The sequence below is a fragment of the Flagellimonas algicola genome, assembly GCF_005937185.1.
Classification (GTDB): Bacteria; Bacteroidota; Bacteroidia; order Flavobacteriales; family Flavobacteriaceae; genus Flagellimonas; species Flagellimonas algicola.
The window spans coordinates 1,467,987-1,483,329 of record NZ_VCNI01000002.1; the positions used below are offsets into that span (position 1 = coordinate 1,467,987).

General features: G+C 41.5%; 12 protein-coding genes and 1 tRNA gene. 7 read left to right on the forward strand and 6 right to left on the reverse strand.

Translation table 11 applies throughout. The features are described from left to right. Nucleotides 1-5: 5 nt before the first annotated feature. Nucleotides 6-78, reverse strand: a tRNA-Phe gene (locus FGG15_RS15500). A 109-nt stretch (nucleotides 79-187) separates the two neighbouring features. Here FGG15_RS15500 and FGG15_RS15505 point away from each other — a divergent pair. The 7 genes from FGG15_RS15505 (at nucleotide 188) to FGG15_RS15535 (ending at nucleotide 8,025) form a co-directional block, all read left to right on the forward strand. Next, nucleotides 188-916: a type III pantothenate kinase gene (locus FGG15_RS15505; protein ID WP_138837859.1), complete on the forward strand. Its 729-nt coding sequence runs from the start codon at nucleotides 188-190 to the stop codon at nucleotides 914-916. Continuing rightward, the gene (locus FGG15_RS15510; protein ID WP_138837861.1) at nucleotides 917-2,182 is read left to right on the forward strand and encodes a BamG family beta-barrel-assembly machinery protein; all 1,266 of its coding nucleotides are present in this window, start codon (nucleotides 917-919) and stop codon (nucleotides 2,180-2,182) included. It abuts the gene before it with no gap. A 102-nt stretch (nucleotides 2,183-2,284) separates the two neighbouring features. Then, nucleotides 2,285-3,658: a hypothetical protein gene (locus FGG15_RS15515; RefSeq protein ID WP_138837863.1), complete on the forward strand. Its 1,374-nt coding sequence runs from the start codon at nucleotides 2,285-2,287 to the stop codon at nucleotides 3,656-3,658. A 1-nt stretch (nucleotide 3,659) separates the two neighbouring features. Then, nucleotides 3,660-4,271 (forward strand): LPS export ABC transporter periplasmic protein LptC, encoded by a 612-nt coding sequence (gene lptC, locus FGG15_RS15520; RefSeq protein WP_138837865.1) that lies wholly within the window; start codon nucleotides 3,660-3,662, stop codon nucleotides 4,269-4,271. Continuing rightward, nucleotides 4,264-4,467: a hypothetical protein gene (locus FGG15_RS15525; protein WP_138837866.1), complete on the forward strand. Its 204-nt coding sequence runs from the start codon at nucleotides 4,264-4,266 to the stop codon at nucleotides 4,465-4,467. The genes lptC and FGG15_RS15525 overlap by 8 nt, the downstream gene beginning before the upstream one ends. Nucleotides 4,468-4,473: 6 nt before the next feature. Next, on the forward strand, nucleotides 4,474-5,763 hold the full coding sequence (locus tag FGG15_RS15530; protein WP_138837867.1) for a hemolysin family protein: 1,290 nt from the start codon (nucleotides 4,474-4,476) through the stop codon (nucleotides 5,761-5,763). A 135-nt stretch (nucleotides 5,764-5,898) separates the two neighbouring features. After that, nucleotides 5,899-8,025 carry a peptidylprolyl isomerase gene (locus FGG15_RS15535; RefSeq protein WP_138837869.1) on the forward strand — a complete coding sequence of 709 codons (2,127 nt, stop codon included), beginning with the start codon at nucleotides 5,899-5,901 and terminating at the stop codon, nucleotides 8,023-8,025. 394 nt (nucleotides 8,026-8,419) lie between these two features. On the opposite strand, the gene FGG15_RS15540 is transcribed toward FGG15_RS15535, so the two are convergent. The 5 genes from FGG15_RS15540 to FGG15_RS15560 all read right to left on the reverse strand — a co-directional run bounded on the left by FGG15_RS15540 (nucleotide 8,420) and on the right by FGG15_RS15560 (nucleotide 15,318). Continuing rightward, nucleotides 8,420-8,929: a lipid-binding protein gene (locus tag FGG15_RS15540; RefSeq protein WP_138837871.1), complete on the reverse strand. Its 510-nt coding sequence runs from the start codon at nucleotides 8,927-8,929 to the stop codon at nucleotides 8,420-8,422. A gap of 11 nt (nucleotides 8,930-8,940) precedes the next feature. Beyond that, a complete protein-coding gene (locus tag FGG15_RS15545; RefSeq protein WP_161991978.1) occupies nucleotides 8,941-9,687 on the reverse strand; it encodes a BT_2262 family domain-containing protein in 747 nt (248 codons plus the stop codon). 10 nt (nucleotides 9,688-9,697) lie between these two features. Beyond that, on the reverse strand, nucleotides 9,698-11,146 hold the full coding sequence (locus FGG15_RS15550) for a SusD/RagB family nutrient-binding outer membrane lipoprotein (RefSeq protein ID WP_138837876.1): 1,449 nt from the start codon (nucleotides 11,144-11,146) through the stop codon (nucleotides 9,698-9,700). Nucleotides 11,147-11,156: 10 nt separating this feature from the next. Continuing rightward, nucleotides 11,157-14,381, reverse strand: a complete 3,225-nt coding sequence (locus tag FGG15_RS15555) for a SusC/RagA family TonB-linked outer membrane protein (RefSeq protein ID WP_138837878.1) — start codon at nucleotides 14,379-14,381, stop codon at nucleotides 11,157-11,159. Nucleotides 14,382-14,730: 349 nt separating this feature from the next. Then, nucleotides 14,731-15,318 carry a helix-turn-helix domain-containing protein gene (locus tag FGG15_RS15560; RefSeq protein ID WP_161991979.1) on the reverse strand — a complete coding sequence of 196 codons (588 nt, stop codon included), beginning with the start codon at nucleotides 15,316-15,318 and terminating at the stop codon, nucleotides 14,731-14,733. Between the last annotated feature and the right edge of the window lie 25 nt (nucleotides 15,319-15,343).

Here is a 15,343-nt window from a genome sequence, read left to right on the forward strand (position 1 = left end):
CTTCGTGGTACCTCCAGGAATCGAACCAGGGACACACGGATTTTCAGTCCGTTGCTCTACCAACTGAGCTAAGGTACCCTCCAAGCCTTTTGCAAAGGCGGGTGCAAATATAATTTCAAAATTAGGATATACAAACAAAAAGGGGAAAAAAGGCAGGTGTTTTTTTTCAATTTTCCATCTTTGCAATATGAACTTGGTCATCGACATTGGTAACACCCTTATAAAGTATGCAGTTTTTGAAAATCGCACACTGTTGTTCGACCAAGCTTCCGAGTCAAAACTGTTCCTGTCCAAAGTAAAAGAGCTCTTTGAGCAATTTCCCAAGATTGACCAAGCCTTAATATCTTCGGTAGGGGAGTTGCAACACAAAGAATCCGATTTGGTTTCCCTTTTTTGCAAGGTACATGTGCTGTCACATGATTCCAAAGTGCCTTTCAAAAACAGTTATGCAACACCACATACCCTCGGAATGGATCGTGTAGCCTTGGCCACGGCAGCTTTCTACAAAAATCCTAGGAAGAACACCTTGGTCGTGGATGCGGGAACCTGTATTACCTATGACATGCTTAACGACTCCGGCGAGTATGTTGGAGGCGCCATTTCTCCCGGAATACGAATGAGATATAGGGCCATGAACAACCAAACAGCTGCGCTTCCGTTGTTGGAACCAGACGAAATCCTGGACTTTATTGGCAACTCAACCGAAACCAGCATGCACAGTGGGGTAATCAATGGGGTTTCGCAAGAAATTGACGGAGTAATTGATCAGTACCGATCTCGCTTTCAAGATTTAACAGTTATTTTAACAGGAGGCGACTTCCATTTTTTTGCTAAACGGCTAAAAAATACCATATTTGCGAATTCTAAATTTCTCTTGGAGGGGCTAAACTACTTGCTGGAATACAACAAACGCTAGATGGTTAAGAAATTTTTGATTGCATTATTTTGCGTAGCTGCACACGGCATTTTTGCGCAAAACGCCACTATATCACCTTATTCATATTTTGGTATTGGGGACCTTAGGAACAGTGGTTCCGTAGAAAACCAAATGATGGGGAGAATTAGTTTGTATGGGGATAGTATCCACATAAACCTAAACAACCCAGCTGCCTATTCCAAGTTAAGACTTACTACCTATACCGCAGGGATTTCCCGTAGTAGGTTCACCCTAAAGGACAGTCAGGAAAAACAAACCGCAAACGTCACTAATTTGGATTATTTGGCTATTGGTTTCCCCATTGGAAATAAAGTTGGAGCTGGATTTGGAATAATGCCGTTGTCTTCTGTAGGTTATGAGCTGACGGATGAAACTACCAACAACGACGATCAAGCGGTTACCAATGTATTTACGGGAGATGGTGGATTAAACCGGATTTTCTTCTCCATTGGGTTTGAGCCCATTAAAAACCTTAGTGTTGGTGTAACAGCTAATTTCAACTTTGGAACTTTGGAATATCAACGCATCCAAAGTGTGGAAGGGGTCCAGTTTGGAACCTTGGACCGAAGGGAATCACGAATCAATGGGCTGGATTTCAACTATGCGGCCACATATACACCCACAATCAAGGATAAATATACCTTATATACCTCTGTTTTGGTTAATACCCAGGGCAACCTAGCTTCAGAGAATTCGGCAAGATTGGGGTCATTCTCCTTGGTCAATGGTCAGGAAATTGAAGTAATTGATGTGAACCTACATACAAACAATCTTAAAAACACGGAATTGAAAGTACCAACCAAAACCACATTGGGTCTTGGTTTTGGGGAAAACAAGAAATGGTTTTTAGGTGGGGAATATAGTTTTCAGAAGTTTAGCGATTTCACAAATGACTTTCTAGCGATAGAAAACGTGGCATATACGGATGCAAGTAGTTTTGCACTGGGCGGATATTGGGTACCGGACTATAGGGCATTGGGAGGATACCATAAAAGGATAACCTATAGAGCTGGATTGCGTTATGAAGTGAGCGGATTGGAAGTTAATGGGCAAGAGATCAATGATTTTGGCATAAATTTTGGATTTGGGTTACCGTTGGGCAATAGTTTCTCCAATGTAAACTTAGGATTTGAGCTAGGAAAACGAGGCACAACAGATGCGAACCTGATTGAAGAGGGCTACTTTAAAGTCAACGTTGGTCTGTCCTTAAATGACAAATGGTTCCTTAAAAGAAAAATAAATTGATGGGGATTTTATTTTGATATCTGCAAAATACCTGTGATATCTGCTCCTTTAAGATATTTTTTTCATGAAAATTTGTACATTAACCACTTTAAAATTAGTAAGATGACGAAGAAACACTACTTAACGATGATAGCGGTACTTATGTCGATGGGATTAAGTATGGCCCAAGCACAGAATCCAGAGTGCATGACCAATCTTTCCATTTACGCAGAACACGCTAAAGTTAAAAATTACGACGCCGCTTATGAACCATGGAAAATGGTGTATGAAAGTTGCCCTGACATCAACAAGGCCAATTTCTCTTACGGCGAAAAAATACTTTCCCATAAAATCAAAAATTCTTCTGGGGCAGACAAAGATGGATACATCCAAGATTTGATGTCCTTATATGACAATAGCCTTAAGTATTTCCCAACCAAGTTTAGCAAAGCTGAGGTGGCTATTGACAAGGCCTTGTTGTCTTATGACAATAAAATGGCTTCTGATGCACAGTTGTACGATATGCTGGACAAAGCTTTTAATGAAGATCGAAAGAACTTCAAAAACCCAAAAGCTTTGTACCTATACTTCTCTACTTTGGTTGACTTGCACAAGGCAGGGTCCAAAGAACTTCAAGAAGTGTTTGACAAATATGATGATGTAACTGAAAAGGTTGAGGCTGAAAATAAGAAACTAACTGGGTCCCTGAGCAAGTTATTGGAAAAAGAAGATGCTGGAACTGAATTGACTTCTAAAGAAAAGCGCCTTAAAAAGGTATATGAAACGAATTCCAAGTCTTATGGTCAGATTGCTTCCAGTATTGACACCAAATTAGGGGATTTGGCAAATTGCGAAAATTTAATTCCCCTTTACGAGAAAAGTTACGAAGCCAAAAAGAGCGACGTAAACTGGGTTAAGCGTGCAGTGGGAAGAATGTTTGCCAAAGAATGTACGGATGATCCTATGTTTAGAAAATTGTTTGAAGCGCAATTGGCCTTGGATCCTTCTGCAGATGCCTATATGTATGGAGGTGTGTTGAAGCAAAAAGCAGGTGATAGCAAAGGTGCCATAGCTGACTTTAACAAGGCGGTGGAATTGGAAACCGATTCCCATAGAAAATCCAACATCCTTTACAAGATTGCTACTACAGTAAGAAGAGGCAGCAAATCCCAGGCAAGGAACTATGCCCAAAAAGCGATCAATGCCAACCCAGCTAATGGTAAGGCGTATTTATTGATTGCCAATTTGTACGCCACTAGTGCCAATGCTTGCGGTAGTACTCCGTTTGAGAAGAGAGCAATCTACTGGAGAGCTGCAGAAATGGCCAGAAAAGCAGGTCGAGTCGATCCAGCTTTGAGTAGAAGGGCCAATCAATCTGCTTCCAGTTATACAGAAAGGGCTCCTACCAAGGAGATGATTTTTAGCTCTGGAATGGCTGGTAAAACAGTTAGTTTCAGCTGTTGGGTAGGAGGTAGCGTAAGAGTGCCTAGTCTATAGTGTGATTCGAAAATCAAGAAATATTTTAAAGTGTTTTGCCACGGTTTTTACCGTGGCAATCCTTTTTATGTCCTGTGGGGACAACTATGAAAGGGTTGGGGAAGAAGCTGTAAAGCCAATTTATCCGCAAGGGGTCGCGCAAAATTTGACGCTGACCTATACCAAGACCACAAAAGAATTGGGCACACAGGATCAAGATAGCTCACAGGTTATTGCCGTTCTTACAAGTCCTGTTTATGAAGACTTCGACAACCAAGTTTTTAAATTTCGTACCTTTCCTAATGGACTCAAGGTGGACTTTTTTGATGATAACAATCAGAAGAGTGTAATTACTGCCGATTATGGAATTGTGTATACCCAGACCGATCTGATTGACTTACAGGGCAATGTGGTTCTGGAAAGTCATGATGGGAAGAAATTGGAGGCGCCACAGATGTTTTTTGACCGATCCAACAATTGGATTTTTACCGAAGAGGCCTTCACCTTTACCAACCCTGAGGACGGTTCCATTATGAATGGGGAAGGAATGGACTTCAATAGGAATCGGAGTTATTTTAAGGCCCATAAGACCTTTGGTCTAATGACAATAAAAGAAAAAGAACTGGATGATTAAGATTTTAAGATATACCGAATACCTGTACTTGGCTGTTGCCATTGTTTCCATTTACAAGGTGGCCACCTTGTGGAGCGTGGAACCCAAGGAGACCTATATATTCATTTTTTTCGCAGTGGTCTCCATTGCCATGTTTCTTTTTAGAAGAAAGTACCGCAAGCGCTTCGAGCAACGAAAACAAGATAACCAACAGTAGTATTGTTTGGACCCTTCGCTGATCATAATAGTATTGTCTTTACTGTTTTCGGCTTTTTTTTCCGGAATGGAAATTGCCTTTGTCTCGGCAAATCGGATTCATATAGAAATCGAAAAAAAGCAGGAAGGTTTTTTTGCCAAGGTACTTACTTGGCTAACTGAAAAGCCTTCCAAATTTATTGCCACCATGCTTATTGGCAATAATATTGCCCTAGTGGTCTATGGACTCTTTATGGGCGATATGTTGATGGAATGGTTCCAAACCCTGTTGCCCACATCAAGTGAGTTTGCGAATGCTTTGTTGACGGATTTTAGCCTGTTGTCTCAAACCATCATTTCCACTTTCATTATATTGATCACGGCAGAATTTCTGCCCAAGGTGCTCTTTCAGATTTACTCCAACACCTTGTTGAAGTTCTTTGCCATTCCCGCATATTTCTTTTATGTGCTGTTCTCTTTTATTTCCTGGTTTGTGATCAAAGTGTCGGATTTCATCTTGCGGGTCTTTTTCAAAACCGATGGAGATGAGGTACAACTGGCTTTTACCAAATTGGAACTAGGGGATTACATTACCGAACAAATGGAAACGGTGGAGGAGGAAGATGAGGTGGATTCAGAAATCCAGATTTTTCAGAAAGCCCTTGAATTTTCCAATGTAAAGGCAAGAGAAGCTATGGTTCCTAGAACCGAAATCATGGCGGTAGAACTGGATGAGACTCCAAAAAATCTGGCCAAATTATTTTCGGAAACGGGATATTCCAAAATCTTGGTCTATAAAGAGAGCATAGATGAGATTATAGGGTATATACATTCCTATGAACTCTTCAAAAAACCAAAAACCATCAAAAGCATCTTACTTCCGGTGGAATTTGTCCCAGAAACCATGTTGATCCAAGATATCCTTAACGTACTCACCAAAAAAAGGAAGAGTATGGCCGTGGTCTTGGACGAATATGGGGGTACATCTGGCATCATGACAGTGGAAGACATTATAGAGGAACTATTTGGGGAGATTGAGGATGAGCATGATAGTACAGACTTGCATGAGGAGCAGTTGAGTGAGAACGTTTACAAGTTTTCTGCCCGCTTAGAGGTGGACTACATCAATGAAAACTATAAGTTGGAGCTACCGGTAAGTGAGGAGTACGAAACATTGGGTGGACTCATCATGAACGGAACGGGTGAAATTCCAGAACAAGATTCGGAAGTGAAAATCGACAATTTCTCATTCAAGATATTGGAAGTGTCCAATACCAAAATCGATTTGGTGAACCTACAGGTTTTCCCTGAAGATTAACAATTTCCAAGCTTTTTTAAGCTTTCCTATTTGAAAAGAAAATGGTATTTTCGCCCACTGAAAATACTGAACTCACGTAAATTTTTTAACCAACTGGAAAAAGCGTAGAGGAGTTCGCAGAAAACAAGCAGTAAAATGGCAATATTAGAGAATATTAGGAAACGAACAACTGTGCTGATTTTGATTATCGGTATGGCCCTGTTCGCCTTTGTAATATCTGGAGTCTTTACCAGCAATGATTTTGCAGGAGGTGCTAAAGTAGGCTCCGCGGTGGCTGAGATTAATGGGGAGAGTATTTCCATTGACGATTTTAGAAAAGAAGTGGAGTCGGCCTCAAGACGTTTTGGCCCTACTTTTTCCAATACACAATTGGTGAACCAGGTGTACGAGCAGCAAGTAAGAAACACCATTTTGGATCAGCAGTTCAAGGATTTGGGAATTGATGTGGAGAGCGATCAGATTATCGAGTTCGTTAGAACTTCCGGTTATGCCCAAATCCCGGAATTCCAGGATGAGAATGGAATTTTTAATGCTGAAGTATTTCGAAGTGCCGTTGCCAACTGGAGTGTAAATGACCCTTTGCGTTACGATGCTTGGTTGCAGGATGAGGCGCGCATCATTCAATCCGCCAAAGAACGTTTGTATTTTAATTTGATCAAGGGAGGTGTGGGAGCCACGCTTGCCGAAGGAGAGTTCGATTACAAAATGGCCAACGAAAAGGTAGACATCCAGTATGTACGTGTACCTTATACTGCAATTGCCGATAGCACCATTCAAGTTTCAAAAAATGATATTCAGACGTATATCAACAACCATCAGGACCAATTCAAACAAGAAAAGGCCAGGGATATACGTTTTGTTTTTTTTGAGGAAAAGCCTTCTTTGGGTGATGAGAATCAGGTAAAAGAGGATATCACCAATTTAATTGAGGACAAGGTGACCAACGCCGCTGACACCACCTACGTGGAAAAGCAATTTTCCAATACAGATGATATCGCAGCTTTCTTGGATAGAAATTCTGATACCAAATATGATAGCATTTTCAAAGCCAAAAGTGAACTGCCATCTATTGCGGCTGACACCTTGATGGGATTGTCCATTGGTGAGGTTTACGGACCATATCGCGATGGAGATTTCTTTAGGGTGACAAAGATATTGGATAAAAAAGCCGAAGGAGCCGTGAAATCAAGCCATATTCTTTACGCCTATGAAGGTGCTGAAAGAGCTGGGGCAGATATCACAAGAACCAAGGAAGAGGCGGAGGAAGAAGCAAAGAAAATGTTGGAAGAAGCCAAAAAGGCCGATGCCAATTTTGCAGCCCTCGCCAGAGAACATTCAGATGACCCAACAGCGGTTCAGCGTTCAGGAGATATCGGTTACTTTAGACAGACTGACCTAGGGTTGGCTGAAAATTACAGAAACTTCCTTTTTGAGCACGATTTGGATGAAATTGGAATGGTGGAAACACCTTTTGGGTTCCATATCATTAAAATTGATGACAAGCAAGATTTGCTTCAGGTGGCCACGCTTTCCCGTGAGGTAGCCCCATCTGAAGAAACCATCAATACCCTGTTCACCGATGCCACCAAATTTGAAATGGCGGCCATTGATGCCGAGCCGGAAGCTTTTAGTGATATTGCCAATGAAAGCACCTATGTGGTTAGACCGGTAAACAAAATCAAGGAGTTGGATGAGAACCTACCTGGACTTTCCACTCAACGAGGAATTGTTCAGTGGGCTTTTAACGATGATACCAAGGTGGGAGATATTAGACGTTTCAACATCAACAACGGTTATGCCGTAGTACAAGTGACCAAGAAATATAAGGAGGGACTAATGACTCCTGAGGATGCTTCTGCTACTGCTTTACCATTAATCAGAAAAGATCGTAAAGCAGAGCAAATTATTGCTGCACATTCCAATATGGATTTGGATGCCTTTGCTTCAGCTAGCAACGTTGCCAAATCCAATGCCTCTGCATTGACCATGAAGTCACCAACCCTGCCAGGTGCAGGAAGAGAGCCATTGGTAGTAGGTACTGCCTTTGCTTTGGGTCAAGGTGCAACCTCAGGTCTGATTAAGGGAGAAACCGGAGTATTTATGATCCAAGTGACCAAGAAGGAAGAAGCCCCTAATGTGGACAACTTTAGCACCTACGCCAAAACTTTGCGAACCAATGCAGCCAATAGGGTAAACGGAGCGGTTTACAATGCGCTTAAAGATGGAGCCGATATTGAGGACAAGCGAGCTACTTTTTATTAGTAGGTAAGCAATCGTTATAGAATAAAAAAAGCCTCCCTTTAAGGGAGGCTTTTTTTGTTTCGTTTTATTCAGGGCTCACCAGTAATCACAAATTTAACTGTGTTTCAACCTAAGTACACAGCTTGTTGATGGAACTGATGTCACTTCGAGCGCCGTGTCTCCCGACAGGCAGGCAGTGGAGAAGTCCATATGACTCGAATTTTAAGTAGGTCTCGACTGCGCTCGACCTGACATAAAAGCTTAAACTGTTGAATGTTGGACAGGCAGATAGTATCTTGTTGCAACTCAAGTTGTTTTGATAGATGCTCTGCGCGGCACAAAAAAAAAGAGGTTGTCCTTTTAGAACAACCTCTTCTGGGAAAGCCCTCATCAAAAATGGCTTCCTCGCTACACCTTAATGTTCATCTTCTGCCAAACCTGTGCGTTTGTAGCCTGCAAATTGGTAAATAGTTCCAGGATTGGGATCATCAGAGAACTCAGCCTCAAAATAAATACTATCCACAACATTACCGCCTGTGGACTCAACAGCATCCTTGAATATGGCTCCATTGGAGATGGTAACGTCAACTTCATAACCATCTACATTGCTGGCAAGATCAGAGCCTGAAAATTTCATGGTTTCGGCATTTATAGGACATTTCGTCTTGAAATCCCAGATAGCATGATGATCATCAATCCAAAGAGAAGTTTCATCTGCACTATTTGCTGTGGTTATTAGATTGTAACCTAATCCATAGATGTCTTCACCATCTATTAGTAGCCTTATGAACCAGTCTCCACTACTTTCAGTAAGTGCGGTTTTTCCTGGGACATAATCTTCATGTTTATCGCATGCCAAGGCCAAAATCCCTACCAAAAAAATAACCAAGACCTTTAAAACTTTATTTGTATAAATACTTTTCATTTTTCTTAAAATCAAAATTGAACTTGGGTTAATTGAACTTGAAATACACCGTTACCAAAATTCCCGGTTCCGGTGAATGTTATTTGCTTATTTTCTGGGTCAACTTGAAAATCTGTTATGTCAACGGTATTTCCCCAAATTGGAAAGACAGCTTGAGCAATGGTGAAATCGTTAGATGGGATGTCATTTGCTGTTATCACAGCGCCTCGAGCGGCGTAATTTGGACCAAAGCCACGCCCAATATCATAATAGGCTCCAAGAGCATGTGATATTTCATAAGTGCCTGTTCCAACATCCGTTTGCCAAATAAGAACATAGTTCATGTCCGTATATTGGGGAAGGAACTCAAAATTTGGAGTTCGTTGTACGTTTGCCAAATACAGCCCTTCTATACTATTGATCAAATCCCCGGTGTTTGCCACCCAGACATTTCGAATAGCTGTTCCATCAAAACCGTCATCGTTTTGAGCTGAATAGGTCACTAGATAGTTATCTGGAATTGATGTATCTACTCCATCCACTCCCTGATAGGTGCCGCTGGCTGTCGTAGCAACTTCAACAGAACTTCCTCCTGCGTCGGCCGTGGCTCCCGGATCTTCAAAGGTTGAATCCAAAGGGACTAGCAACTCAGCATCTCCATTCATGGTGATTATTGGGAAATAGGTAAGTCTGGAGACACCACCAGTATCCATATTCGATGAGCAGGAAGACAACAATCCTGCTATTGTAATTATAATTGACAGTCTATTTTTCATCATATTTTCTTTTTTAATTAGCATACCAAACTTTTTCTGTTAATGGAATTTGTGCCGGAGTATTTGGGTTACGTTGCGTTTCATCCAACGGAAATAGAAATCGCTTTGGGAAAAGCCCTCCTGTGGTTCCTTCTACGGAGTAGGTGAATTCTCCGGGAACATAATTATTGTCATCACCTACTACAGGACTTATTTGGGGATATCCGGTCCGGTTGTGCTCTATAAAAGCTTCAAAACCACTACCTGGATAGAGGGAGATCCATTTTTGCGTAATTATGGCTTTGATATTTGCCTCTTCATCGTTGCTATTAGGGTAGGCATAATTTGTGGCCAGCATGTCGCTACCGTCCAGACCAAACTGGGCAAATGCTGCCAAGACCCCTTCTTCGTATAATCCTTGAGCTTCAGTACCTTCTGAATATCTTTCATACGCCTCCGCTTGGAGGAATTTACTTTCAGCTTCAGAAATGAAGTAGAAAGGATCCGTAGCATGGAGTACAACTACCGAGGCATCGCCGGAGCCATCACCAAAATCGCCTTGCAGTTGAAAGGTATTACCGTCATAGAATTCTGCCAATCTTGGATCCGTGGCAGCCTCCAAAAAAGACCCCATGGTGTTACTGGCTCTTAAATTGGTACCCACATTCAGCTGCCTTTTTTCATTTTCATATAGGGGATTACTTCGGCTGGCCTCATCTACAAATTGGGTAATTGCCGCAGATTCATTCAGGAAGCTTGCGCCTGAATTAATTAATTCTGTAACGCCTGAAGAAGCCACTGTGGGGCGTGCATTGGATTGTCTCAAATACAATCGTAGTAACAAAGTGTTGGCAAATTGAGCCCACTTCTCCATATCTCCTTCAAAGAGAAGATCTGTTTCGCCTGGAACGTTATCCAATGGAGAATTTGCCAGATTTTTGGAAAGGGCTTCTTTTAGGTCTGAGACCATTAGATCGTATACTTCCTCCGCAGATTGGAAACTTGGAGCTAGAATTGCAGTATTATTTGCATCGGTATATGGAACTGATCCATAAAAGTCTATCAATAATTGAAATGCATAGGCTTCTAAGGTAGAGGCAATCAAATAATAATTCCAATTGCTATCGGTTTTTGCATTTGCTTTAATGTTTCTGATATCGGTTAGGGCATCATAGATTTGAGACCAACCATCATTAAACAAGGTACTCGAATTGGTAACTGAGTAGTTATCATAAATACGGTATTGATTGGCTACCGCACTCTGGGTCCAAAATTGGCTCCAAAAACCCCCAGGAATGGCAAAATAGGTGCCAGCTGCTGCAGCAATTCCTGTTTGCGCTGTTGGGAGTTCTGCCGCCATTGGTACTTGTTCAGGCGTCAATAGATCTGGATCAACATTTATATCCAAATCATGGTCGCAGGAAATTAAATTTAAAACTCCAGCGATCAACAAAAGACTATATATGATATATGTTTTTTTCATGGGTTTGTTTTTAAAATGAGAATTTTACACGAGCTCCGTAAGCCCGTTGGGCCGGGTTGGTTGCAAACTCCCCAAATTCACTTCTAATTCCCCTTCCGTAGGAAGTGGTTTCGGGATCTACATAAGTATTGTCGCTGGGAGTCCACAAAAAGAGGTTTTTGCCATACAAAGACAGCGACATACCGGTTAACCCAACAGATTGAACAAATTTGTTGGGAAAGGTATACGTCAGTGCGGCCGACCGCAACCTAATAAAGGATTTATCAATGATATGCTCGCTTTGTATAGCCTGATTTTGGCTTGCATTATAAAAGGCAGTCACATCTTCATAATCTACGTATGTGCTGTTCTCTTCATAACCGGTTACATTGCCCTGCTCATCCGTTACGGCAACTACGGAGTTGGGAAGAATGAACGGATTTCTGTCGTTATAGGTGGTTTCTTGACCATTCCCAACAAAATAACTCAACCTTTTGGTGTAAGAGTACATCTTACCGCCCTGTTTCCAGTCCCAGTTTGCGGATAACCTCAGACCTTTATATTCAAAGGAATTCTGCAGACCCATAATGAAATCTCGTTGTGAAGTCCCTAGGAAATGCTCTTCTCCATCATAGGTATAATATCCAGTATTGGGATCGGCAATGATTTCGCCATCATTTGTTGTTTCCGGGGCAGGGCCATAAAATACTCCTAATGGCTGTCCTTCTTGTGCATAAAAGTTTATGTCATAGGCAGAATAGATTGAAATCTTCTTTTTGATTTCATCACCGTTTTCGTCGAACTCTTGTTCCCCTTCTACATGGGTTACTTCGCTTTCATTTTTAGCGAAGGTATAGGTCAAGCTCCATTCAAAATCTTGGGTACGGATGGGCTTGGCCGTAAAGGCCAGTTCTATACCCTTGTTCTGTAGGTCTACAAAATTTCCAGTAATCTGATTATATCCTGTGGATCGGGGAACGTTCAGATCAACAATGAGATCTTTAGTGTCGCGCTGATATACCGAAACGTCTAGACCCAATCGGTTGTTAAAGAACTGGGTTTCGAGTCCAATCTCAAGCTCATCAGTAATCTCTGGTTTTAAGTTTTGATTTTCAATTCGGCCAAATACCTCGTAACTATTCAGTCCTGCAAACGGATATTCTATGGCGCCAAAATATCCGGCATTTACTGCCTGTCCTGCAGTGGAATATACCTGGTATAATCCAGTGTCGTTGCCAATTCGGGCATACCCACCTCTTAGTTTGACAAAACTCGAATTCGTGTCAACTACTACTGCCGCCAAAGAAGCGGAGGGGTAAAAATAGGAGTTGTTCTCAATGGGTAGGGTAGATGAATTGTCATTTCTCGCCGTGAGGGTTAGGAAGTAACGATTCATGAAGCCTAGCTCCGCACTGCCATAAAGCCCAAATACCCTTCGGAGGTAATTACTTTGACCGAGGGAAGGAGTTGAGGCGGAATTGCTCAATTCATAAAAGTTGGGTAAGTCCAAATCTGTTACCGCAACAGAAAGGGCATCACCATTCCGCTGATTATAATTAAAACCTGCAAGAATATTCAAATTAAGATTTTCAGACAGATCCTTATTGAAATTTAAGTTCAAATAGGTGTCCAATTCCTTATTTGAATATTTATATTCCCCTACAGCACCTACCACTTCGTTAGAACCTGCTAAATTTTGTGGAGCGCCATCGATATAAGTAATAATTGCACCTGTCCGTTTAATGTATTCATTGTCTACATCACCACCTACCTGAAAGATTAAATTAAAATTGTCATTAAACCGATAGTTCAGGTTCACATTTCCAAAGAACCGATTCTTTAAAGACCTAACCTTATTGCTCTCTAAAGAAACATAGGGATTGGCAGCATAGGGAGTGTAGAAGTAACTAGGGGTATTGAAGATGTTGGATTGATCTTCCATGTCAACAATACTGATATCATTGGGCATCTGAATCATTTCTTGCATCAATGATTTACCAAATGCGGCATCATCTCCCTGACCAGAAGGTACTGCCCATTGATCTTTGTTGGTAAAGTTCGCACTTGCCCTGATGGCGAGCTTATCTACTTTTAATCCCGTATTCAAGCCAAAATTGTCCTTTTTGAAGGAATCTGAATCAGTAGGGAAAATCCCGTCTGAATCCACTCTAGAATAAGTAAAAGCCATATTGGCATTTTCGTCTCCACCACTAATAGTAATGGAGTTTGTGTACGTTTGACCTATGTCAAAAAACTCCCTGACATTGTCTTCTAGGGGGACATAAGGTTTAATTAGTTGGGTATTGTCCACGATTCGACTCCATGCTCTAACTTCGCCATCAAAGGGAGCTCCCCAAGAGCCATTTTCATTACTTGCCGCTAATGGACCTTCCCCAGTAACATTGGAATAGGAATGTCCCGACCATCCGGTACCGAACTTTTGTTGCTTGTCCACCAATTTTCCTACTTCGTTAAAATCGATGGAAGAACTTATGTCCACTTTCAATCTTCCTTTGCCAGTTTTGGTGGTAATTATTATGGCTCCGTTGGCTGCCCTAGAACCATAAAGGGCAGTAGCGGCTGCTCCTTTTAGAAAGTTTATACTTTCTATATTGTTGGGATCTAAATCCACAACCCCTGAACCTACATCAAATGAACTTGTAGTTAAAATTGATCCGTTGGCCCTGTCGAGAACGGGTGAACCGTTGATTACATAAAGAGGAGTATTGCTACCTGTGATGGATCCAAATCCTCTTGAAATTACCTTGGCAGAAGCACCTGGTTGTGCAGGTGCGGAGATGTCCACACCTGGAACCGATCCAGAAAGAGATTCTAACGGATTTGTGTTGACTACTTCGGTAAGATCATCTGCGGAAACCTTGGTTGCGGCATAACCTAATGAACGTGCTTGTTTTTTAATTCCAAAGGCGCCCACAACTACAACCTCCTGTAATGCTTCAGCATCCTCTTCCATTTGAACATTGATGGTATTGCTTGCTCCCACAGCAACCCGAACATCCATTTGGCCCAGATAGGAGAATACCAAAGTTTGACCTTGGCCGGCTGCAATGGAATACTTGCCATCAAAATCGGATTGGGTGCCAATTGTTGTTCCAGAAACTACAATGTTAACACCCGGGAGTGGAAATCCGTTTTGGTCGGAAACGGTACCCGAAACATTCTTCTCTTGTGCCAGTGCGGTTGCGCTTATGCAAAGCAATAGCACCAGCATCATGCATAGATTTTTTGATTTCATAAATATTTATTAAGAGTTAGTCAGAGCGATCGACCAAACAGGAGTTCAACTTTGTATTTGTTAGCTAATTCAAATAATCCTCATGGAAATAAATGGGGAAGAAAAGTTTGGCTCCTGTTTTTGGAAGATTGCCGAGCAAAAAAACGAATTGAAAACACGGACTTTGTTAACCCTTAAAAACCTTTACACAATTGCCGAAGGAGATTTACAAGCCAGCTCATGATTCAAAATTCTAGCTGGTTGAGGATACAAGTAGATTGGTTAAAGCGCTATGGAATATGACTAGGTGATAGGCCCTCTGGGGTAAATTGCCTTTGCCATCGATTTTAGCTGGTAGGAGCCGATGACTTTAAGCTACCTTGCCCATAAATTCCGAAGGTGTGGAATGGGTAATTTTTCTGAATGCCTTATAAAATGAAACCCTATTGTTAAACCCACATTGATAGGCTATTTCTGAAATGGATGGGATTGCAGTTTCCGAGTTGGATGTCAATCGATTTTTGGCTGCTTCTATTCTATAGCCATTGATATAATCATAGAAATTGAGCCCAAAATTCTCGTTGATCACCTGAGATGCATGATGTCTGGAAATGTCCAACATTTTGGCAATGTCATCCAGTCTTAATTCTTGATTCAAATAGGGTTTTTGGGTCATCATCAAATGTTCCAGTTTGGTTTTCAACTCTTCGGAAAAGGCTTTGGACAGACCTGTTTTTTCATACTTGTGATTTTTCCCGAATGACATTTTAACCTTTGGCGTCCTTCGGGTTAAAAATCCGAGTTGCCAAGGCTTTATGTAAAAAGTAATGGTGAGCAGAACCAAAGGCACAAATTGGACATAACTCATCACTAAGTAAAACTCGTCTTTGGAGTTGGTCCAACCATAATATGTCAGGAAAGCATTATAGGACAACAGCACCAAAAAAAGTAGCGCCATCTTTTGTTCGTGGTGGTTTTTCTTC

Bases quoted from the DNA above. Each gene is read 5' to 3' on its own strand.
- FGG15_RS15560 (WP_161991979.1), bottom strand. From the start codon at position 15,318: ATGGCGCTACTTTTTTTGGTGCTGTTGTCCTATAATGCTTTCCTGACA.
- FGG15_RS15505 (WP_138837859.1), top strand. From the start codon at position 188: ATGAACTTGGTCATCGACATTGGTAACACCCTTATAAAGTATGCAGTT.
- FGG15_RS15515 (WP_138837863.1), top strand. From the start codon at position 2,285: ATGACGAAGAAACACTACTTAACGATGATAGCGGTACTTATGTCGATG.
- FGG15_RS15535 (WP_138837869.1), top strand. From the start codon at position 5,899: ATGGCAATATTAGAGAATATTAGGAAACGAACAACTGTGCTGATTTTG.
- FGG15_RS15525 (WP_138837866.1), top strand. From the start codon at position 4,264: ATGATTAAGATTTTAAGATATACCGAATACCTGTACTTGGCTGTTGCC.
- FGG15_RS15540 (WP_138837871.1), bottom strand. From the start codon at position 8,929: ATGAAAAGTATTTATACAAATAAAGTTTTAAAGGTCTTGGTTATTTTT.
- FGG15_RS15510 (WP_138837861.1), top strand. From the start codon at position 917: ATGGTTAAGAAATTTTTGATTGCATTATTTTGCGTAGCTGCACACGGC.
- FGG15_RS15545 (WP_161991978.1), bottom strand. From the start codon at position 9,687: ATGATGAAAAATAGACTGTCAATTATAATTACAATAGCAGGATTGTTG.
- FGG15_RS15555 (WP_138837878.1), bottom strand. From the start codon at position 14,381: ATGAAATCAAAAAATCTATGCATGATGCTGGTGCTATTGCTTTGCATA.
- FGG15_RS15550 (WP_138837876.1), bottom strand. From the start codon at position 11,146: ATGAAAAAAACATATATCATATATAGTCTTTTGTTGATCGCTGGAGTT.